The 20,813-nt window shown below is 37.1% G+C and carries 21 protein-coding genes, 1 pseudogene and 1 riboswitch; of the genes and pseudogenes, 16 read left to right on the top strand and 6 right to left on the bottom strand.

Annotated elements, in window-relative coordinates:
• Positions 1-2 precede the first annotated feature (2 nt).
• The 7 genes from LS684_RS11790 (at position 3) to LS684_RS11765 (ending at position 7,736) form a co-directional block, all read left to right on the top strand.
• Positions 3-2,282, top strand: a complete 2,280-nt coding sequence (locus LS684_RS11790; protein WP_233806209.1) for a ribonucleoside-diphosphate reductase subunit alpha — start codon at positions 3-5, stop codon at positions 2,280-2,282.
• 30 nt (positions 2,283-2,312) lie between these two features.
• Positions 2,313-3,359: a ribonucleotide-diphosphate reductase subunit beta gene (locus LS684_RS11785; RefSeq protein WP_233806207.1), complete on the top strand. Its 1,047-nt coding sequence runs from the start codon at positions 2,313-2,315 to the stop codon at positions 3,357-3,359.
• Complete coding sequence (locus LS684_RS11780; RefSeq protein ID WP_233806204.1) at positions 3,356-3,811, top strand: flavodoxin domain-containing protein; 456 nt, start codon at positions 3,356-3,358, stop codon at positions 3,809-3,811. The genes LS684_RS11785 and LS684_RS11780 overlap by 4 nt, the downstream gene beginning before the upstream one ends.
• A gap of 128 nt (positions 3,812-3,939) precedes the next feature.
• Positions 3,940-5,652 (top strand): ABC transporter ATP-binding protein, encoded by a 1,713-nt coding sequence (locus tag LS684_RS11775; protein WP_233806202.1) that lies wholly within the window; start codon positions 3,940-3,942, stop codon positions 5,650-5,652.
• A 249-nt stretch (positions 5,653-5,901) separates the two neighbouring features.
• Positions 5,902-6,027, top strand: coding sequence for a hypothetical protein (locus LS684_RS24120; protein WP_267930213.1), 126 nt, complete (start codon positions 5,902-5,904; stop codon positions 6,025-6,027).
• Between the two features lie 344 nt (positions 6,028-6,371).
• A complete protein-coding gene (locus LS684_RS11770; RefSeq protein ID WP_233806200.1) occupies positions 6,372-6,860 on the top strand; it encodes a PaaI family thioesterase in 489 nt (162 codons plus the stop codon).
• 387 nt (positions 6,861-7,247) lie between these two features.
• A complete protein-coding gene (locus LS684_RS11765; RefSeq protein WP_233806198.1) occupies positions 7,248-7,736 on the top strand; it encodes a GNAT family N-acetyltransferase in 489 nt (162 codons plus the stop codon).
• Positions 7,737-7,911: 175 nt separating this feature from the next.
• On the opposite strand, the gene LS684_RS11760 is transcribed toward LS684_RS11765, so the two are convergent.
• On the bottom strand, positions 7,912-8,544 hold the full coding sequence (locus LS684_RS11760) for a type 1 glutamine amidotransferase family protein (RefSeq protein ID WP_233806196.1): 633 nt from the start codon (positions 8,542-8,544) through the stop codon (positions 7,912-7,914).
• Between the two features lie 74 nt (positions 8,545-8,618).
• Entirely contained in the window at positions 8,619-9,581 is a 963-nt protein-coding gene (locus LS684_RS11755; RefSeq protein ID WP_233806194.1) for a helix-turn-helix transcriptional regulator, read from the bottom strand.
• 49 nt (positions 9,582-9,630) lie between these two features.
• Between LS684_RS11755 and LS684_RS11750 the strand changes: the two are divergent.
• A pseudogene (locus LS684_RS11750) lies at positions 9,631-9,789 on the top strand (IS1/IS1595 family N-terminal zinc-binding domain-containing protein); the annotation flags it as partial.
• Between the two features lie 460 nt (positions 9,790-10,249).
• Here LS684_RS11750 and LS684_RS11745 read toward each other — a convergent pair.
• From LS684_RS11745 to pxpB, 3 genes are read right to left on the bottom strand one after another with little or no spacing between them, the layout of a single operon-like run.
• Positions 10,250-11,023, bottom strand: coding sequence for a LamB/YcsF family protein (locus LS684_RS11745; RefSeq protein ID WP_233806192.1), 774 nt, complete (start codon positions 11,021-11,023; stop codon positions 10,250-10,252).
• A 2-nt stretch (positions 11,024-11,025) separates the two neighbouring features.
• Entirely contained in the window at positions 11,026-12,030 is a 1,005-nt protein-coding gene (locus LS684_RS11740; protein WP_284701559.1) for a 5-oxoprolinase subunit C family protein, read from the bottom strand.
• The gene (gene pxpB / locus LS684_RS11735) at positions 12,023-12,733 is read right to left on the bottom strand and encodes a 5-oxoprolinase subunit PxpB (protein WP_233806190.1); all 711 of its coding nucleotides are present in this window, start codon (positions 12,731-12,733) and stop codon (positions 12,023-12,025) included. The genes LS684_RS11740 and pxpB overlap by 8 nt, the downstream gene beginning before the upstream one ends.
• 607 nt (positions 12,734-13,340) lie before the next feature.
• Between pxpB and LS684_RS11730 the strand changes: the two genes are divergently transcribed.
• The 6 genes from LS684_RS11730 (at position 13,341) to LS684_RS11705 (ending at position 18,810) form a co-directional block, all read left to right on the top strand.
• Complete coding sequence (locus LS684_RS11730) at positions 13,341-13,529, top strand: hypothetical protein (RefSeq protein ID WP_233806188.1); 189 nt, start codon at positions 13,341-13,343, stop codon at positions 13,527-13,529.
• 215 nt (positions 13,530-13,744) lie between these two features.
• On the top strand, positions 13,745-15,625 hold the full coding sequence (htpG, locus tag LS684_RS11725; protein WP_233806185.1) for a molecular chaperone HtpG: 1,881 nt from the start codon (positions 13,745-13,747) through the stop codon (positions 15,623-15,625).
• Positions 15,626-16,100: 475 nt separating this feature from the next.
• Positions 16,101-16,143: riboswitch (PreQ1 riboswitch) on the top strand.
• A gap of 52 nt (positions 16,144-16,195) precedes the next feature.
• A complete protein-coding gene (gene queC / locus LS684_RS11720) occupies positions 16,196-16,855 on the top strand; it encodes a 7-cyano-7-deazaguanine synthase QueC (RefSeq protein WP_233806183.1) in 660 nt (219 codons plus the stop codon).
• Between the two features lie 2 nt (positions 16,856-16,857).
• Positions 16,858-17,340 carry a 6-carboxytetrahydropterin synthase QueD gene (gene queD, locus LS684_RS11715; RefSeq protein ID WP_233806180.1) on the top strand — a complete coding sequence of 161 codons (483 nt, stop codon included), beginning with the start codon at positions 16,858-16,860 and terminating at the stop codon, positions 17,338-17,340.
• Complete coding sequence (queE, locus tag LS684_RS11710) at positions 17,333-18,055, top strand: 7-carboxy-7-deazaguanine synthase QueE (protein ID WP_233806178.1); 723 nt, start codon at positions 17,333-17,335, stop codon at positions 18,053-18,055. The genes queD and queE overlap by 8 nt, the downstream gene beginning before the upstream one ends.
• A 212-nt stretch (positions 18,056-18,267) precedes the next feature.
• Complete coding sequence (locus LS684_RS11705) at positions 18,268-18,810, top strand: hypothetical protein (protein ID WP_233806176.1); 543 nt, start codon at positions 18,268-18,270, stop codon at positions 18,808-18,810.
• Between the two features lie 233 nt (positions 18,811-19,043).
• Here LS684_RS11705 and trhA read toward each other — a convergent pair whose 3' ends face one another.
• Positions 19,044-19,691 carry a PAQR family membrane homeostasis protein TrhA gene (trhA, locus tag LS684_RS11700; protein ID WP_233806175.1) on the bottom strand — a complete coding sequence of 216 codons (648 nt, stop codon included), beginning with the start codon at positions 19,689-19,691 and terminating at the stop codon, positions 19,044-19,046.
• A gap of 136 nt (positions 19,692-19,827) precedes the next feature.
• On the opposite strand from trhA, the gene LS684_RS11695 reads away from it, so the two are divergent.
• Positions 19,828-20,385 (top strand): DUF1836 domain-containing protein, encoded by a 558-nt coding sequence (locus tag LS684_RS11695; protein WP_233806173.1) that lies wholly within the window; start codon positions 19,828-19,830, stop codon positions 20,383-20,385.
• Positions 20,386-20,409: 24 nt separating this feature from the next.
• Positions 20,410-20,736 (top strand): aminoacyl-tRNA hydrolase, encoded by a 327-nt coding sequence (locus LS684_RS11690; RefSeq protein WP_233806171.1) that lies wholly within the window; start codon positions 20,410-20,412, stop codon positions 20,734-20,736.
• The last annotated feature ends 77 nt before the right edge of the window (positions 20,737-20,813 follow it).

Raw genomic sequence — 20,813 nt, 5'->3', positions numbered from 1 at the left:
TCATGCAACAGTTGAAATCAGACTTAAATCAAGTCTTAGAAACAGTAAAGCGTTTTTCAATTGAATACGGTGTCAATACATCAGACCTCGAGGAGGAGTTAATTGGAAAAAATTCATCTTCAATCCAAGAAGCAGCTTTATACTATGCATTGAATGAAATATCAATGGATAAGCCCAATTGGACGTACCTAGCTGCTAGAGTATACATACAAAGCTTGTATGAAAAGGTGGCAGCAGTGAGGGGGTATTCTGCTGAAACAAAATACGGGGATTTTTATCGATTAATTCAACATTTAACAGAGATTGGTGTTTATTCACGCGTGATAGTAGAAACATATAGCAAGCCTGAGATTGAAGAGCTAGGAAAGACGATCAATCCGGAGAAAGATTCCTTATTTAATTATATTGGGATCTTCTTGTTAGCCGATCGCTATTTAGCAAAAGATTATGAAAAGAACATCTATGAGCTTCCACAAGAGCGATTTATGTTAATTGCAATGGATTTAATGAGAAATGAATCAAAAGATCAACGATTAGAGCTTGTAAAAGAAGCATACTGGGCATTAAGTAATTTATATATGACCGTCGCAACTCCAACCCTTTCAAATGCAGGTAAGTCATATGGACAGCTGTCTTCTTGTTTTATTGACACAGTGGATGATTCGCTAGATGGAATATATTTAAACAATTGGGATATTGCTCGTTTAAGTAAAGATGGTGGAGGAATTGGCCTTTACTATGGAAAGGTACGAGCGCTAGGTTCAGATATTAAGAAGTTTAAAGGGAATTCATCTGGCGTAGTTCCTTGGATTCGGTTAGTGAATGACACAGCTGTGAGTGTGGATCAGCTTGGTCAGAGGCAAGGGGCAATTGCCGTCTATTTAGATGTGTTTCATAAGGATATTATGAATGGATTCCTCGATTTGAAGACAAATAATGGGGACGAACGCCGGAAGGCACATGACATTTTTACAGGTGTTACAATTCCGGATTTATTTATGAAAAAGCTGCAAGAGCTTGATGAAAATGGAAGAAGCATTGGGGAATGGCATACATTTTGTCCGCATCAGGTAAAGCAAATAATGGGATGGAAGGATGAAAATGGACAGGCTTTAGGACTTGAAGATTTCTACGATGAAACAGACCGTAAGTGGTTTACTGACAAATATATAGAAGCGATGAATCACCCACTTCTGCCTCGCAAAACGTACCGTGCAATGGATATAATGGCAAGAATAATGGTCGCACAACTTGAATCAGGTACACCTTATATGTTTTATCGTGATGAAGTTAATCGACAAAATCCGAATAAGCATCTAATGGGAATAGGGAAAACATCTATCTACTGTAGTAATTTATGCACGGAAATTACACAAAATATGTCTCCTACAACGATCCAGAATGAATACGAAGATGAAGAAGGAAATATCGTAATCGTAAGAAAACCAGGGGACTTTGTCGTATGCAATCTCTCGTCCATTCATCTTCCAAATGCAGTGAAGGCAGAGGTGTTGGATCGATTGATACGGATTCAAGTTCGAATGCTAGATAATGTAATTGATATAAACCATCTAAGTGTAGGCCAAGCTAGAAAAACAAATGAAACGTATCGAGCAATTGGGCTAGGGACGTTTGGCTGGCATCATTTACTCGCAGTAAATGGAATCCATTGGGAGTCCGAAGAAGCGGTCGCATATGCGGATAAGCTGTATGAAGACATTGCCTATCATGCCATTCAATCTTCCATGGAAATGGCAAAAGAAAAAGGAGCATATGCAAGATTCGAAGGCTCTGAATGGGAAACAGGGACATATTTTAACCGGAAGGGCTATACATCAGCTAGATGGGAAAATCTAAAAGAAGATATACAACAATATGGAATGCGAAATGGCTGGTTACTTGCGGTTGCCCCGAATTCCTCAACTGCAAAGATTGGTGGTTCAACCGATGGAATTGATCCGTTGTATGCGGTTGAATTTGCAGAAGAAAAGAAGAACTTCAAGTTTAAAGTGACTGCTCCAGAGCTCACGCACAATACGTATCCATACTATATGAAAGCACGCCATGAGCTAAACCAGCATTGGAGTATTAGACAAAATGCAGCTAGACAACGACATATTGACCAATCGATCAGCTTTAATATATATGTGCGACATGATATTAAAGCGAAAGAATTGCTGCAGCTCCATATAGATGCATGGAAGTTAGGGTTAAAAACAACTTACTATGTAAGAAGTACATCTCAAGGGGAAATTGAAGAATGTGAAGCTTGCCATAGTTAACGCCATCAGTAGCGAAAAGGAGGAATTCAAATGGAAGCCCACCAAGTATTAACTAAAATAAAACTATTAAACCCAGAATATCCGAATAAAGCAACTGGTGTCATCAATGGGAAATGCTCAGGGATTTTAAACTGGAATGATATCGCCTATCCACAAATGTATCAAATGTACCAAACCTTACTTGCGAATTTTTGGAAGGCACAGGAAATAAACATGCAAGATGATATCAAACAATGGGATGATTTAAACAGCACGGAAAAAGATGTGTTTTTGAGGATTAATACAAGTCTTGCCTCATTGGATAGCTTGCAAACACCGACGATGTCGCAGGTAATGGACTATATTACTGATTCCAGCTTTAAAGCGATATTTGCGGTGATTTCCCAGCAGGAAGCTGTGCATAATGAGTCATATTCTTATATATTTAGTTCATTAATTCCTACTGATGAGCAAAAAGCTCGCTTTGAAGAGGTAAAGAAGGATCCGATTCTCCTCAAACGAAACGGAGTAATTTTAGGCGCATATGAAAAATTTCGAAATGAACCGACTCCACAACATTTATTTGAGCTGGCTATTCACTCCATTAATTTAGAAGGCATTTATTTTTACGCAGGATTCGCTTTTTTCTATCATTTAGCAAGGCAACAGAAAATGTTAAAAACAAGTACGATGATTAGCTACATTCAAAGAGATGAAATGCAGCATGCCTACTTTATGACACAGTTTATTCGAATTCTATTAACCGAAAATAAACGTATCCATACTGAAGATAATATTCAATTTATCTATCAATCCATAGATGAAGCGGTGAAGCTAGAAAAAGAATGGGCGAATCATATTCTAAAAGATATTCAAGGAATTGATTTAGGTGAATTTGAACAATATGTAGAATATCTCGCGAATAAACGAGTTCGGCAGCTAGGTCTATCAAATATATACCCAGAGCGAGAAAATCCGATGCCTTGGATCCGTGTTTTTAGTGATGAAATGATGAATGATACAAAAACGGATTTCTTTGAACAGAAGCCAAGGAATTACACGAAAGTATCTAAGTCCAATGGATTTGATGAACTATGAAAATAGCCATTGTGTATACGTCCATTAGTGGAAATACAAAGGAAGTAGCAGAACTATTATTTCAACAATTCTACCAGGAGGAAAATCATGTAGATCTGTATTCGATCCATGAATTTGACCTTGCCCGTATGGATGAATATGACGCATTATTAATCGGCACATATACATGGGGAGATGGGGAATTGCCAGAATCGATGTGGCCACTGTATCAAAGAATCGAAAAGGAGCCCTTTCCTTCCTTAATAACAGGTGTATTTGGAACAGGAGATTGCTTCTATCCCAAATATTGCGGGGCTGTGGATGTGATGAAAGACTTACTACAGACACAGACGAATTTGGCTGTTACGTTAAAAATTGAGCTATCTCCACAGTTACAAGATATAGGTCGCTGTGAGGCCTTTGTTGAAAAGATAGTCACACGTTATCATAGCAAGTACATTCAATTGATGTAAATGTAAAGAAAGGCCTCCTATTTCGGGGGCTTTTCGTTCGGTTTGAATATTCTGAAATTTGTTTGTATTTGTAAAAAAATTGATTTTTACATATAATCCTAATATATAAAATTTAGGGAGAAGTTTGGATGATTAGTCGATTTTATTCTTATTACAAGCCTTATAAAAAATTGTTTGTCTTAGACTTTAGCAGTGCGGTTATTGTAGCGCTGTTTGAGTTAGCCTTCCCACTTGCGGTCCAATGGTTTATCGATCGTTTACTTCCAACAAGCAATTGGTCAGCCATTATTTCAGTTGGTGCGGGTCTATTAACCTTATACATTATGAGTACATTTCTGCAATACATAGTGAATTATTGGGGACATAAGCTTGGGATTAATATTGAAACAGATATGAGACAGCAGCTATTCACTCATATTCAAAAACAATCCTTTCGATTTTTCGATAATACGAAAACAGGCCATCTGATGAGCCGAATTACGAACGACTTATTTGATCTTGGTGAGTTAGCCCATCACGGACCAGAGGATGCATTTATTGCGATCATGACCATTTTCGGTGCGTTTTGGATCATGTTCACGATTAACTTTAAATTAGCGGTTGTTACCTTTATCATCATTCCATTTTTAATCTGGTTAATTGTTTACTGTAATCTGAAAATGAATCAAGCCTGGACGCGCATGTACGGAGATATAGCTGATGTCAATGCCCGTGTAGAAGATAGTGTGTCTGGCGTTCGTGTCGTCCAATCATTTACAAATGAAGATTATGAGATCAGTAGATTTAAGAAGGATAATCATAAATACCGCTATGCAAAATTAGATGCCTATCGAATTATGTCCTTCAGTTTATCGGGCATATATATGCTGACACGATTAATTATTCTAGTCGTATTAATCTATGGTGCTTGGCTAAGCTTTCAAAATCAATTAACCTATGGTGAGTTAATCAGTTTCGTATTATATGTGAATGTGTTATTTAAACCAATTGATAAAATCAGTGCGTTAATGGAGCTTTATCCAAAGGGAATGGCTGGATTCAAACGATTTATTGGTCTTTTGGACACAGAACCAGAAGTCGAGGACCGAGCTAATGCGGTTCATGTTGAAAAGCTAAATGGAAATATTGCCTTCCAGGATGTTAGCTTTAGCTATGATGAACATAAGCAAGTTCTCAGCCACATCAATCTGCAAATACGGGCAGGAGAGACAGTTGCTTTTGTAGGGCCTTCCGGCGCTGGAAAATCAACCATCTGCTCATTAATTCCTCGTTTCTATGATGTGAATGAGGGAAGTATTTCAATTGATGGAATAGATATTCGTGATTTAACAAAGAAATCTTTGCGTTCTCAAATTGGCATCGTTCAACAGGATGTTTTTTTATTTACAGGCACCCTAAGAGAAAATATTGCTTATGGAATGCTTGATGCCACAGATGAATTAATTCAAGAGGCAGCTCGCCGGGCCCACCTTGAAGAATTTATCGCTTCTCTGCCGCTTGGGTATGACACGCAGGTAGGAGAAAGAGGGTTGAAATTATCTGGAGGACAGAAGCAAAGAATTGCCATTGCACGAATGTTCTTGAAAAATCCGCCGATCTTAATTTTAGATGAAGCAACTTCCGCATTAGACACCGAAACGGAAGCAATAATTCAAGAGGCACTAGTGGAACTTGCGAAGGACCGTACAACATTAGTAATTGCTCATCGACTTGCAACGATCAAAAACGCAGACCGAATCGTCGTAGTCACAGAACAAGGAATTGCCGAAGAAGGAACGCACGAGGAGCTAGTTCAAAAGGGAGGAATCTTCTCCACCCTTCACCGCGTTCAATATCAATAAACAAAAACAGACAGAAGACAACTCGTAGAAATGGAGTTTGTCTACTGTCTGTTTTTTTTGATCATAAAGCACTTACTATTGAAAAAATTTTTAGACTTCTAGAATTTTAAAGGATGTTATTCATTAATTCAATCATTAAACCATTATAATCATTATAAAATTTGGGTCGAAAATCCAAAAGAATTAAGACTTTATTGAGGCATTGAACGTGATGATGAAGAAAATCGTCACTTGTGGGAAGATTTGTGGATGCCTGCTGAAGAAGAATATCTATACGAACAACAGCCTTTAAAGGCGGTGGAACTTGTAGTGCATGGAAGAGGTAAAGATAGTGAGATAAGTAATTTAGGGTTCTTCGTAATAAAAATTCGTTGATCTTCAAATCTAGACCATATGAGATGCAAGAACTTGTATACTTAGAAAAAGAGCTCCGTTTAAACGGAGCTATGTGAAGAAGTTTGCAAATATACCTAATACCATCCCAATGATACTAGCAAGACCAGTGAGCTTTAATGCATTTTTTTGATAATGTAATTCCATCACATTCCCTCCCTTTGATGCAAAAATAACACAGGATCCTTTTATTTTTCAATAAAAAAATTTGTAGAAATTAATGGAAGAATAAAATACAGGATGATACAAGTAAGAAAGCGCTAACAAATATTTAAGGAAATGGAATAATGATTATGTTATAATTTTCTGAAAAAGAGGTGATCAAAATGGAAAAGATCGTACATGCAATCCAAGATGAATATTCTGCCGATTTTGCTTGGTGTTATGGGTGTGGCCGGATGAATGAGAGTGGGCATCATTTCCGCACGGGCTGGGATGGAGAAAGAACGATGACTATTTATGATCCAGCTAAAGAACACATGGCATTGCCTGGATTTGTCTATGGAGGTGTTATTGCCTCTTTGATTGATTGTCATGGAACAGGCTCAGCAGCAATTGCCTTGCATCATAAAAATGGACATAAAATAGGTGATGGCGTTGAGCCGCCTAGATTTGTTACTGCTTCATTACAGGTTGATTTCCTGAAACCAACTCCTCAAAATGTACCGTTAAAGGCAGTCGGAACCGTTGAAGAAATCCATCCGAAAAAATGGAAGGTACATACCGAAGTTTATGCAAATGATATCTTATGTGCACGCGGGGAAGTAGTCGCAGTTGTTATGCCAAGTACGTTTTTAGAGAAGGAAAATAGCTAGTATCGATAACAGAATGTCCCCCTCATCAATTTCCCATCCCAATGCTACGAACTTAACAGAGCAAACAGGAGGGATATTTCATGAATTAAGGTCAACTAGTACACACTCAATCTGTTATCTACCTACTTAATATCATTATCTCTAGAGAAAGACTATGTAAGGCTGCAGAACTAGTAATTCAGCGGGAAAGCAGAGTAAAGAAGTAGTAGGAAATCCTTTTTATAATAACATTATATGACAATGAAAAGGCACTCTGATATTTGAGTGCTTTTTGAATTAGCTTATAAAACTAATTTATATAGAATCATGTAGAATGTGAATAATCCTTTGGGCAAGAGTCGGAAGTAGGTATTCCATTCAAAAACAATTATCGGGGGGAGAAAAACGATGGATCTATTTATTAGAGAGGCTATGAAAAGCGATTACGAGTCATTGTTGCCTTTATTTAGTCAGCTTCATGAATTTCACGTTTTTGTAAGACCAGATGTGTACAAAGAGAATTCCACTCCAGTCGAACAAGAGTTATTTGAAAGCCAATTGAATGATGACAAACAGCATATTTTTGTGGCTATCATAGGCAATGAAATAGTTGGCGTTGTAGTGACAAAGGAAGAAGAAGTAACTGAGAATACTTTTATTAATGCGAGGAGAGTAATTTTGATAAATAGTTTATGCGTTGCTGCCACACATCGAAAGAAAGGAATTGGAAAAAAACTAACTAAACATGTTTTTGATTTTGGAAGAACCCTTAAAGTTGATAGTATTGAATTAGGAGTATCCGAGGAAAATACTTCTGCCATCGAATTTTATCGGACAATTGGGATGAAAACGAAGAGTAGAAAAATGGAGCTGATATTGAACGATCGGGATGCGTAACACCATATAGAACTATATTGAGGTGGAGTTAGGAAAATGTGAATGACAACGAAAAGGAATTTCCAAATTAATAAGCCCAACTTCTCTGTTCAAACAAAAGAGAGAAAGTGAGCTTTTCCGTTCGTTCATTATTTTTATTAGAATGAATATTAAATGGCTATGTTGATTTTTTAGCTCAGCTATTTATTGAATTCATTAACTGAAAGAAGTATTCAGGTTTATGTGTCTTATTTAGGTTATACCAAGAATGTAATGTATCTGGTGCAATTACATCTAATTTTTTCAGTACTTCCATTGCAAATTCCAGAGGTGCTATTCCTGATGCAGTAACTAAATTGGCATCTGATACCGCAGATGCCACCTCATAGAACTTTTCCCCTTTATAGTTGGGACATACCATTTTAGTGTATTCTAAATGATTGCTTGTATGCTTTCTAGTATCTAAGTATCCCATATTCGCTAGGGCCTCAATTGCACCACAAATGGCAGAGACAATAGTGCCAAGCTCTAAAGCTTGGCCAATTCTTTCCAAGATAGGTTGATGAATTTCTTCATTCCAATTAGTACCTCCTGGTAAGATGAAAAGATCTTTACTCTCAAGAGTACATTCATCAAGGGAAATATCTGGTTTTATGCACAGTCCTCCCATAGTAGTAATCATTTCTTTATTCGCTCCTACTGTAATTACTTTTAAAGGTGCTAAACCTTTTTTGAAATATCTTCCTGAGTTTAGTTCAGCAATTAAATATCCATATTCCCAGTCCGACATTGTATTAAATACATATAGAAAAACTTTTTTTGTTTGCATCCAATAACACTCCAATCCCAATTGATATCTTTATTATAATAAAACTTCCCTGACAGTTAACGTCAGGGAAGTTATCATTCTTGATGAAATTTTATTAATTCCGACAGAACTTCAATAAGTCTTTTCTTAAGACTTATTGGTTCTATAACTTTAATAGATTGATTGTACGGTAAAAGTAAATAAGGTATATAGGTATGGATTATATCTTTTTCAAGAAGAAAAACGGCTTGATTTGAAGTCCGTTCATGTAAATAATGTCCTAAAAACCAATGTTGGCAAATATCAGCCAATACACTTTTATCCCCATTAATAACCAAAGAAATAATCTCTTCCTTACCTTCTGTAGTTGGAAGAAGATTTTTTATAAAAAAGTCACGTGCTAAAAAATTTTCTGGCCGGTTGAACTTATTTTCGGTTAGCATTAGACTTTCCATTCGATCTACTCTAAAACTACGGATATCCTTCCTAAGATGACAAAATCCAATCACATACCATTTATTATTCCAATAGATCATTCTGTACGGATCGACTAATCTCTCATTTAATTGCTTTTCGCCACGTTTATGGTAAAGAATTTTTACGGAGTACTGGTCAGCTAAGGCCTGCTCTAACTCCTTCAAAAAAGATTCCATAGAGAAAGAACGTAGTCGACTTATTACTTCGAGACTCGTTAAATGTTGGTTTATCTTTGTTTCCTGCTCTTGATTTGAGTATTTACTTAGTTTTGAGATGGCCCTATTTAGTGCTTCACCTCCATAATATCCGGCTTCTTCTGCAAAAACAGCAGCGTGAAATAGGGAAGTTTGCTCCTCAAAATCAAAAAAAAGAGGAGCTTCAATAAAATTGTTCAATAACGTGTAGCCACCGTTATGTCCTGGTTCAGAAATGATAGGTACGCCACTTGTTGAAATGGTATCAATATAACGATACACAGTTCTTATGTTAATTTCTAACTTTTCTGAAATTTGTTTGGCAGTAATTTTTTCACCTGAACGCAGCATCCATATAATCGCTAACATATTGTCAATTTTCGGCATATAAATCCACCTTTATATGAAATTTATTTTCCTTAAAAATATTTTTTCAGACAAAAATAAAAAAAGACTGAAACGCGATTGTGAAGCCAAATTTGCCCATGGTTTAGGTTGTGTTCATTGTGGGAGCACATCGGTAAAGCGGAACGGTAAGTATCGTTTCAGACAACGCTATTTATGTAATGATTGTGGAAAGTCTTTCATTGAGTTAATAACTCTAGATAAGCATCTTAGGCCAAAGAAAAAGACACAGCAATAATAATTACTGTGCCATTGGAGTCTTTTTGTATTTTCCTGCAAAAAATGCGGAACAAAGAAGGAATATGGTTCCTAAACCAGCTCCCACTATCATGGAATAATCAAATAGATTCTTTCATGCTAATCCACCCGCAATAGATGCGACAAAAAGCATAAGAAACAGGACTGTATAGTTCTTCTTCATTTTTTATCGACCTCCTTTACCATTATAATACTATTGAATTATTTATTTAAAACCCTATTAAAAAAACAAAGTTTACGAAAACAGCCTATGCTTTAAAGAAACTTTTCCTATTAAGTTTAAAATAGAGGTTTGCTTTTGGTAGTAATTATAGAAAATGCTCTATCCGTTTTTATTTTTTTCAGTGAATGTTATAGTTTATTTTCTAATCTTTTTACAAGAAGCGTCTCTATTATCTAGCAATAATGTGCTGAATTCGTTCAATTTCAATGTTATTTTTTCTTAACTGTTTCGAAATAAGTCTGGCAAACGCAACTGCATTGTCTTGGTCGCCATGTATACAAAGCGTTTGTGCTTTTATCGGTACGTCAATTCCTTGAAGGGACGATACTTTCTGTTCTTTAACCATCCGGATCACTTGGTTGATTGCGGTCTCTTCCATATGTATCAATGCATGTGGATCCTTTCTTGAAGTTAAACTCCCGTCTTTCTGGTACGTCCGATCGGAAAATACCTCACTTGCTGTTGGAAGCCCTATTTTTTCTCCAGCCCTGATTAACTCGCTGTTTGCTAGTCCGAAAAGGATCAATTTTGGATTAATTTTATAGATAGCACGTGCAATCGCATCTGCTAGCTCCTGTTTTTTTGAAGCTAAGTTATAGAGTGCTCCATGGGGCTTAACATGCTGCAAGCTGCCACCTTCAGCGTGGACAAATGCCTGTAAAGCACCAACTTGGTAGATAACTAGATCATAGACATCTTCACATGAGATGCTCATTTCTCTTCTCCCAAAGCCTACAAGATCTTGTAAGCCTGGATGCGCTCCAATTCCAACATGATGGTCTAATGCAAGTTGAACTGTTTTTCTCATCGTCCTTGGGTCCCCTGCATGAAAACCGCACGCGATATTTGCGGACGTAATAAAGGGAAGAATCTCTTTATCTCTTCCAAGCGTATAGGCACCAAAGCTTTCGCCCATATCACAATTAATATCGATAACCGGCATTACTATTCCCCCTTCTTCCATTTCATATAGATTCCTTGCTTCAATTCACGAACCCATTTTTCTCTGTTGATTAACAAAGTTTGTGCTTCGAGTAAGCTTACTTTCTTAAAACGAATCGAGTCCCCAGGCTTTAGCTGAGCAAGACAGGGGAGATCTACTGAAATGACCTGGGCAATCTTAGGATAACCTCCAGTTGTTTGTCTATCTGCACCTAAAATGATTGGGTTCCCATCACTAGGGACTTGAATAGTTCCAAATGTAACAGCCTCGGATAACATTTCTTTCGTCTTATTACTCGATAAGCGGTGTCCCAATAACCGATACCCCATTCGGTCCGATTGTCTGGTCACGTTAAATGAATCCGAGAAAAAATGAACTTTTGTTTCGGTTGTGAACCAGTCAACCTGTTTTCCTTCTATTACTCTTAAAACATTTGAAGAAGGACATTTGATCCAAGGTCGCACAAACCAAGAAGGCGTAATGATCGGTGAATCCTTCCAACCTTTAGATAAAAGGTGAATATAATGACTGGACAGTTGACTTGGAGACGCAATCTTAAGTTGATCATTTGCTTGAATGGGTCTACCACGAAACCCTCCGATTCCTGCCATTATATAGGTTGAATAGCTCCCCATTACTTGTGTAACTGAAAATCCACCTGCTACAGCAAGATAGGCTCGGCTTCCATTTTGACTCACCCCAAATGTTAATATACTCCCTTTTTTGACCAAAACAGGGCGATACATTGGCAATAATCGACCCTCCACACTAGGAGTTAAATTCCCGCCGCATATAGAGATTAAGGTATCTTCAAGAAATTCAAGGGTTGGGCCAATTAATGTTAGTTCTAAAGTGGCTAGGCTCTCATCATTTCCAACTAGCAAGTTGGCCATTCGATGGGAGAGGGAGTCCATCGCACCGCTCGCAATCACTCCATATTTCTGATAGCCGACTCGACCTAAGTCTTGGATGGTTGAGAGTAAGCCTGGTTTTCTTACTCTAATCATGGATAATCCTCCTCATAGACGAATAATCCGATGGACTGATCGAGTAGAACTGAACTTTATCTCCTGATCGTAATAAACTAGGTATCTCCTTTTCAGGTGTAAAGAGTTCAAGTGGGGTACAGCCGATAATTTGCCAACCTCCAGGAGTGGAAATCGGATACACGCCTGTCTGACCTCCGCCAATCCCTACCGATCTTGCAGGGATTTTCAGTCTAGGAGTTTCTAGTCTTGGAGTCGCTAGTGTATCTGGCAATCCCCCTAAATAGGGAAAACCAGGTGCAAATCCGATCATATATACGAAATATTCAGATTCCGTGTGAATCTTGATTACTTCTTCTGTTGAGAGCTGATGATAATTGGCGACATTCTCTAAATCTGGTCCAAATTCTCCTCCATAACAAACAGGGATTCGAATGAGTCGGTGTTTTATTGTGTCTCCGGTTTTACTAGTAACTAAAGCCTTTTTGAAATATTGGCAAACGTACTCATAGGGATTGATTGAATGCATATTTGCAATCGTTACTGGGCAATAGAAAACCGTAACTGAAGTAACTGCAATGCTGAATTCAATTAGCCATTCAAGTTCAACTTGTTCCAGAAAAGCAGCGACCATTTGAACATGTTGATGAGTTTCTTCTGTAAATGATGGTCCTAACTCTATTAAAACCCCATTATCACCTAATGGATAAAATTCTACTTGCATGGAATCGCTCCGTTTCTAATTGGATCATTCAGAATATTGTTACTTTTGATTATATCGAAAAGGACGACCATTTTCATTCGAGGTGTATCAATTGATGATTGAAAAGAAAGGATCATGTAATTTATGAATTTTTTTTGAACAGAGGGAGTAGGGGTTTAATCGTAGGAAGTTTTCCATACAATGGATCATTTTTTATTGTAAATCTCTAGGTTTTTCTAAAAATGGCGAAAGAAAATAAAATATATTAAAAGATTCACCTGTTTTTGTCAAATTCACCTGATAATTTCATTAACATAAACTTCTAGCGATGTAAACAAAAAAATAAAAAATGATAACACTATTTTACAAAAATAGGTATAATATCCCTTGAGGAGATGTACACACACCAAGATTGCTTTTCATACATATCTTCTAACATTCATCGTGGTGGTGATGTCTATTTCGCTAATTCACACGTATATATAGGTTTTAATCATAAGTAAACCCTTAGGGAAAAAGTCTTGGAGGACAAATCCTAAGGGCTTCAGTTAGTTGGGGTATACCAACTACATGTTAGTATACTCTTTTTTTGGTAGATTGAAAATAACCAATATGAAGGGGTTCTTTGATGTGTAATGAATTTGAAATGATTTCCGTTCCCGTGTTACTCTCATTCGAAATGGATAGAGAAAATCTTCACATCGTAAACCAAATACAGCGTATTCACGCTATTTATCTCAAGCCAGAGAAGGGAGTTTCAATCTACAAGAACGATACGAGTGTTGAATATCATTTTATCGTGAAAAAGGGCAGCTAACCTGGATGTACCCCTGCGAGAAACTTTTCATTTGCTCTTGTTGGTTCTTTTCTTGAGATTTCTATTAAACCAAAAATGATGTGGAAAACTAGCATTCGTTGACTAAATAATTGACAACAGTTAAAAATGTATGTTATTAAAATAGTGATTAGCACTCTGAGTCAATGAGTGCTAAAATTAAATGGAATCTTGTATTTTAGGGAGGAGCTATTTGTATGGAAAAAAAACAGTTTCAAGCGGAATCTAAACGATTGCTTGATATGATGATTCATTCTATTTATTCACAGAAGGAAATTTTCTTACGAGAAATCATTTCTAATTCAAGTGATGCCATTGACAAAATTTATTATCATGCCTTAACAAATGAAGACATTGTATTTAATCAAGAAGATTATTACATAAAGCTCGTTGCTAATAAGGAAGACCGAACATTAACGATTATTGATACTGGTATCGGTATGACAAAGGAAGAGCTGGAAACCAATTTGGGGACGATTGCTAAAAGTGGTTCTCTTGCTTTTAAAAATGAGAATGAGACCAAAGATGGTCATACGATCATTGGTCAGTTTGGTGTAGGCTTCTATTCCTCCTTTATGGTAGCGGATGTTGTAACAGTAATCAGTAAAGCACTTGGAAGCAATGAGGCGTATAAGTGGGAGTCTACAGGCGCAGAAGGGTATACGATTGAACCGGTTGAGAAAGCATCGATTGGAACGGAGATTATTTTAAAGCTGAAAGAAAATCAAGAGGACGAATCATACGATGAATTCCTAGAAGAATATAGATTAAAACAAATCGTTAAAAAGTACTCAGACTTTATTCGCTATCCAATAAAACTGGATGTATCCACTAGAAAGCAAATTGAAGGTGATGAAAATACATTCGAGGAAACGATTGAAGAGCAAACGATTAACAGCATGATTCCCATTTGGAGAAAAAACAAAAATGAATTAACGGATGAAGACTATCACAACTTCTATGCAGAAAAGCACTACGGATTTGATCAGCCAATTAAGTATATTCATACAAGTGTAGATGGGGCAATCCGTTATCAAGCGATATTATATATTCCAGAAAGCATTCCGTTTGACTACTACTCGAAGGAATTTGAAAAAGGGCTCGAGCTATATTCCAATGGTGTACTAATAATGAACAAATGCGCCGAGCTCCTACCAGACCATTTTAGTTTTGTAAAAGGAATGGTAGACTCTGAGGACTTATCATTAAATATTTCAAGAGAAATCCTCCAGCAGGATCGTCAGTTAAAATTAATCGCCAAAAATCTGCAGAAAAAAATTAAAAATGAACTTCAAAGCTTGCAGAAGAATGATCGTGACAAATATGAAACGTTCTATCAGTCATTCGGTCGTCAGCTGAAATATGGTGTATACAGTGATTTTGGTGCGAATAAAGAAGACCTAAAGGACTTAATCATGTTCTACTCTTCAAAAGAAAAGAAGTCCGTCACGCTAGCTGAATATGTATCTCGGATGGCAGAAGACCAGAAGTATATCTATTATGCGACAGGTGAGTCAATTGAACGAATTGAAAAGCTTCCACAAACCGAGCTTGTACTCGACAAAGGCTTTGAAATTCTTTATCTAATTGAAGATATCGATGAATTCGCGATTAAGATGCTCATGAATTACAATGAAAAGGAATTTAAATCGGTTTCTAGTGGGGATCTTGGCTTTGAAGAAGATGAAAAGCAGAGTCAAACAGCCGAAGCAGAGGAAGAAAATAAAGATCTGTTCAAAGAGATGAAAGACCTTCTTGCAGGTAAAGTGAAGGATGTGAAGATTTCTAAAAGATTAAAATCACATCCAGTTTGCTTGTCAACGGATGGAGAAGTCTCCATAGAGATGGAGAAAGTTCTTGCTGCAATGCCAAATAACCAAGAGGTCAAAGCAGAAAAATTACTTGAAATCAACCCGAATCATCAGGTGTTTCAATCATTAAAAAATGCATTTACTCATGATAAAGAGAAGCTAGCATTATATACAAATCTTCTCTATAACCAAGCATTGTTAATCGAAGGATTGCCAATTCAAGATCCAGTTGAATTTACCAATGATATGTGTAAAGTAATGGTATAAATAGAAAGAAGCCATCATTCCAATGGCAGGGGTGATGGCTTCTTTCTATTTGATTCCACTCTCCTTACGAATCATCGAGAAATCAGCAATGGGTAGATCGAACGAATGTAAGATGCTTTCTTCCCGTACGAGGATAAAATCAGTATGAATATAGTTCGATTTAAACAGGTGCTGCGGATCCAATAACCGTACATCAGTTGTCTAAATTAACGTATCATCTTCTCAATCGACATAAATGGTGAAATAATGTGGCAAGAATTGTAGGAAACCGTTAATATCCATTCCAAACTTTTCGAGATATTCATTTTCATGAATGTTCCTCCTGTATGTAATGTTTAATGGTTGCGAACTTAATAGAATATTGACAAAAGCTGAAAGTCAAACATTCCCTGTGAAAAATCAGCACACAATTCGTGGTTTTATGCTAAAATAGCCTTTGTATCAGATCAATAGCTAAATATAAATCCGCCTAAAAGCGGTAGAGGTTCTAGCTACCCTCTCAAAAAAACTAAGGAAAACAGGACTGCTTTCTTAGTGGTGCTGTTTTCTTTGATTAAAGGAGAATGACAGATGAAAAATGACAAAGCGATTGTCGTCTTTAGCGGTGGACAGGATAGCACAACCTGCTTATTCTGGGCTTTAAAGCAATTTAAGGAAGTAGTTGCCGTTACATTCGATTACAACCAAAGACATCAAACGGAAATCGAATGTGCAAAGCAAATTGCAAATGAGCTACACATTGAACACCATATTTTAGATATGTCGTTGTTGAACCAGCTTGCCCCGAACGCCCTTACAAGATTAGATTTGGAAGTAACAGAAGGAGAAGAAGGTGAACTACCATCTACCTTTGTTCCTGGAAGGAATTTGCTATTCATGTCCTTTGCTGGTGTTCTTGCCAAGCAAATTGGTGCAAAGCATATCGTTACAGGTGTGTGTGAGACCGACTTTAGCGGGTATCCTGATTGTCGTGATGTTTTTATCAAATCATTAAATGTCACTTTAAATTTATCAATGGATCAGCAATTTGTTATTCACACTCCATTGATGTGGTTAAATAAGGCAGAAACCTGGAAGCTTGCAGATGAATTAGATGCCTTTCTTTTTGTCCGTGAAAAAACATTAACTTGCTATAATGGGATCATTGCAGATGGCTGTGGGGAGTGCCCGGCATGTGTGTTACGTAAAAGAGGATTACAAGAATATCTTCAAGATAGAAGGGAGTTTTAGCCATGTACGGTTTTCGAATTGTGGAAAAACTTCAAAAGATACATGAGGATATTCGCAGTGATCAGCTCAAATATCATCATAAGCGAGTACTTGTTAGTAAAGAATTTACCTTTGATGCAGCTCATCATTTACACAACTATGAAGGGAAATGTAAAAACCTTCATGGGCATACGTACAAGGTCATTTTTGGGATTAGTGGGTTTGTCGATGATCGAGGGCTCATGATGGACTTTGGTGATATTAAAGAAATATGGAAGAATGATATTGAGATTCATCTTGATCATAGATACATTAATGAAACATTGCCTCCAATGAATACAACTGCCGAAAATATGGTCGTTTGGATTTACGAAAAAATGGCCGAGGCATTACGTAGTGATTCTAAAAAAAAACGATATGATGGTGCTAGGGTTGAGTTTGTTAAACTCTATGAAACACCAACTAGCTATGCTGAAGCAAGACGGGAGTGGATGGAAGTTGAGTAAAATACCCGTTATGGAGATTTTCGGCCCGACCATTCAAGGTGAAGGAATGGTAATTGGACAGAAAACGATGTTCGTCCGCACTGCTGGTTGCGATTATTCCTGCGCATGGTGTGATTCCTCCTTTACGTGGGATGGATCAGGGAAAAACTTGATTAAACAAATGACCGGAGACGAGGTTTGGACTGAACTCTGCCGAATAGGAGGAGATCGATTCTCATTTGTGACCATTTCTGGAGGGAACCCGGCGCTTCTTAAAGGTTTAACAGACCTTATCCATAGATTAAAAAAGAATCATGTTCAAATCGGGCTGGAAACACAAGGGAGCAAATGGCAAGATTGGTTTTACGATATCGATGAGCTCACCATTTCACCTAAGCCTCCTAGTTCAAACATGGAGACAAATTTTTCTATTCTGGATGAAATCATAGAAAAACTTCGTTCAAGTAATGGGCATGTTAGCTTAAAAGTAGTTGTTTTCGATGAGGCTGACTATGACTATGCTAAGAAAGTACATCAACGCTATGAAGATATTCCATTCTTTTTACAGGTTGGAAATAACGATCTAGTTACAGAAAATCAACAACAGCTTCTAGAGTCACTACTATCTCGATATGAATGGCTGATAGACAAGGTAATAGAAGATTCGAAATTTAATCATGTGAAGGTGCTCCCTCAGCTCCATACGTATCTATGGGGGAATAAACGAGGGGTATAAAATTGAAAAAGGTTAGCCGCCTCGTCGACTAACCTTTTTTCGCTAACACTTCCAAATAGAGCTTGCCACATGGCGCAATGAATTTTCCTACTGTTTCTAATTTTTCAGAAGCTCACATATATTGTTTAGTCATGCAAGGCCGTCAGCTTTGCTAATTCAACGCGATGCAATTAAAATAATACATAGGAATCTTATGGAGTGGAGCTGTATTTATGGATATATATGATCAATGTATGGACCGTCTATTGGTTTTATTAGAAGGGGTTTCATTCCCTCTAAAGCATCAAGAAAAATATGACTATGAAAATCAACACTATTTCATTCACGCAAAGGTAGTAAACCCATGGAATGAACAAGAGATATTATACGAAATCAGAGTGGAATATCATTCACCAGAGAGAAATTGCCAAGTTGAAACCACTGGTTTGTTAACGACAAATTTCTCGTTCTCCGTTAAGCATCAAAGGAGAGGGGCTTTGGTTTTGTTTCATTATTTGGAGATGATTGACAAAGAATATATGGATTCATTGCTAGATTATATTATTAGAAGAGATGAAGAGACCTTCCATATGTTAAATAGCCAGAAGCTTGGATATGGAGAGGAGCTGTTTAACCATATTTCAGATGCGCTTTTATCGAAAGGGCTCCCTGAAATCGAGCTCCCGTCCTTACTGATTGAGGATATTTTTACAGAATTCAACGTTATCGATCAAATCAACTACAACCAACTAGTGCAGCCATGGGCAGAGAAATAAGGAGAAGCTTCTTGAAGCTTGTATGGCCTTAAGCTAATGGCTAAGAATGTCATTCGATGTAATAGATTAACAAGCCAAAGGAAGTGGAAGGTGTTTAACCCCCATGGGGGATTCGTGTGACAGACGAGGAAGCTTGGCGCACGCCCCCCGGAAAGCAAGCACCTGGAGCGAAAATCAGCGATATAACAAGCAAGGAGACGCAAAATGATTGCGCCTCCTTTTTTTTTCTGTGCTTAGATCACATAAAGAAACACGGATAGGAAATGGGCAAGGCTTCCGAGCATGATAAAAATGTGAAAGATTTCGTGGAATCCAACATGGGTAAATTCTAAGAATTTTGGTTTAGTAGCGTAAATCACGCCACCAATCGTATACATAACCCCACCAGCCACTAACCAGAAAATACCCGGCGCACTTAAAGCAGACGATAATGGAGAAAAAGCAAATACAATAATCCAGCCCATCCCAATATACAATGCAGTTGACAGCCATCTTGGACAATTGAACCATACCATCTTAAATAATACGCCTAAAATTGCAAGTCCAGCAACGATCGAATAGATAACCCAACCAGTCGCACCGTTCAAGGAAACCAGACAAAACGGTGTATAGGAACCGGCTATTAAAACAAAAATCATCGAATGGTCTAACTTTCTTAAAAAAGCAATCACTTTATCTTTTGCCATTACCATATGGTAAGTGGCGGATGCAGTATAGAGCAAAATCATACTTAATCCAAAAATAATAACTGACGCAATTGTAATAGCTGAAGCTGTCGTTACAGAAGCTTTAATCACCATTGCCAATAATCCAACAAATGCCAAAATGGCACCGAATAGATGAGTAAGTCCATTAATAGGCTCTCGGATATAAGATGTCATATTAAGTAGTCCCCCTAACAATTTTATGTAGTTTTAATAACTACTTATAATCATATTACCATTTCGTGATGTAGTCAACTGTTTACATCTACTATTTTTTTTCGTAAAATGAATGAAAAAACTTGAGGTATTTATTATGGATAAAATGGCGCAGCTAATAGAAGAACTAGAGCTTGAGAAGCAAATTTCTTTAGAAGAAATTCCGCAAATTGACTTATACATGGATCAAATCATCCAACTATTCGAAAATAAATTCAGTAGTTGGAAAAGAAGCGAAGATGATAAAGTTCTGACGAAAACGATGATTAATAATTATGCAAAGGGAAAATTACTCATCCCAATAAAAAATAAAAAATATTCAAAGGAGCACCTCATATTGATTAGTTTAATTTATCAATTAAAAGGTGTTCTCTCGATTAATGATATAAAAGAAACCTTATCAGGAATTAACGGTAGGCTTCTTGAAGAGACGCTCGACCTAGAACAGTTTTACCAGAGCTATTTAAACATAATGGATGACAACCAAGCCCATTTTACTGAAGAAGTAGAGAAGAAAGTAGAAGAAATGAAGAATCGTTCCGACATGGATCCTGAGCTTGAATATATTTTGCTTATTTCTTCGTTTGTAAATATGAGTCATATGTATCGAAGAGTTGCCGAAAAACTCATTGATCAACTAGCAGATAAGGATTAATCTTCAGGATACGGAGGGATAGTTATGCTTGTTCAATATTTTATCGTAAACTCAGACTTAAAGATGTCCACGGGGAAAGTAGCTGCCCAAGTTGCACACGCCGCTACTGTTTCAGCGTTAACCTATATGAAAGAGCTGACATTTAAAGAATGGTTGGAGATGGGTCAAACGAAAATTGTCTTAAAAGCGAAAGAAGCAAATCTAATCAAGCTAAAAGAAGCAGGTTTTATCTATATTTTAGATGCAGGAAAAACAGAAATACCTTCTGGAAGCTTAACAGTTGTAGCTCTTCCTCCAATGGAAAAAGAGGAGGCAAAAAAGCTGGTGGGACATTTATCATTATTAAAGTGATGAATAAATGGAGGCACGGAAAGAGAAGATACATAAAAATGAATCATCTGCATTCAAAGGGAAGCCATTATAGAAGT

It is taken from the genome of Cytobacillus spongiae, assembly GCF_021390075.1.
Note: the sequence above shows the minus strand (reverse complement) of the source record. Positions and strands in the feature narration are given on the sequence as shown.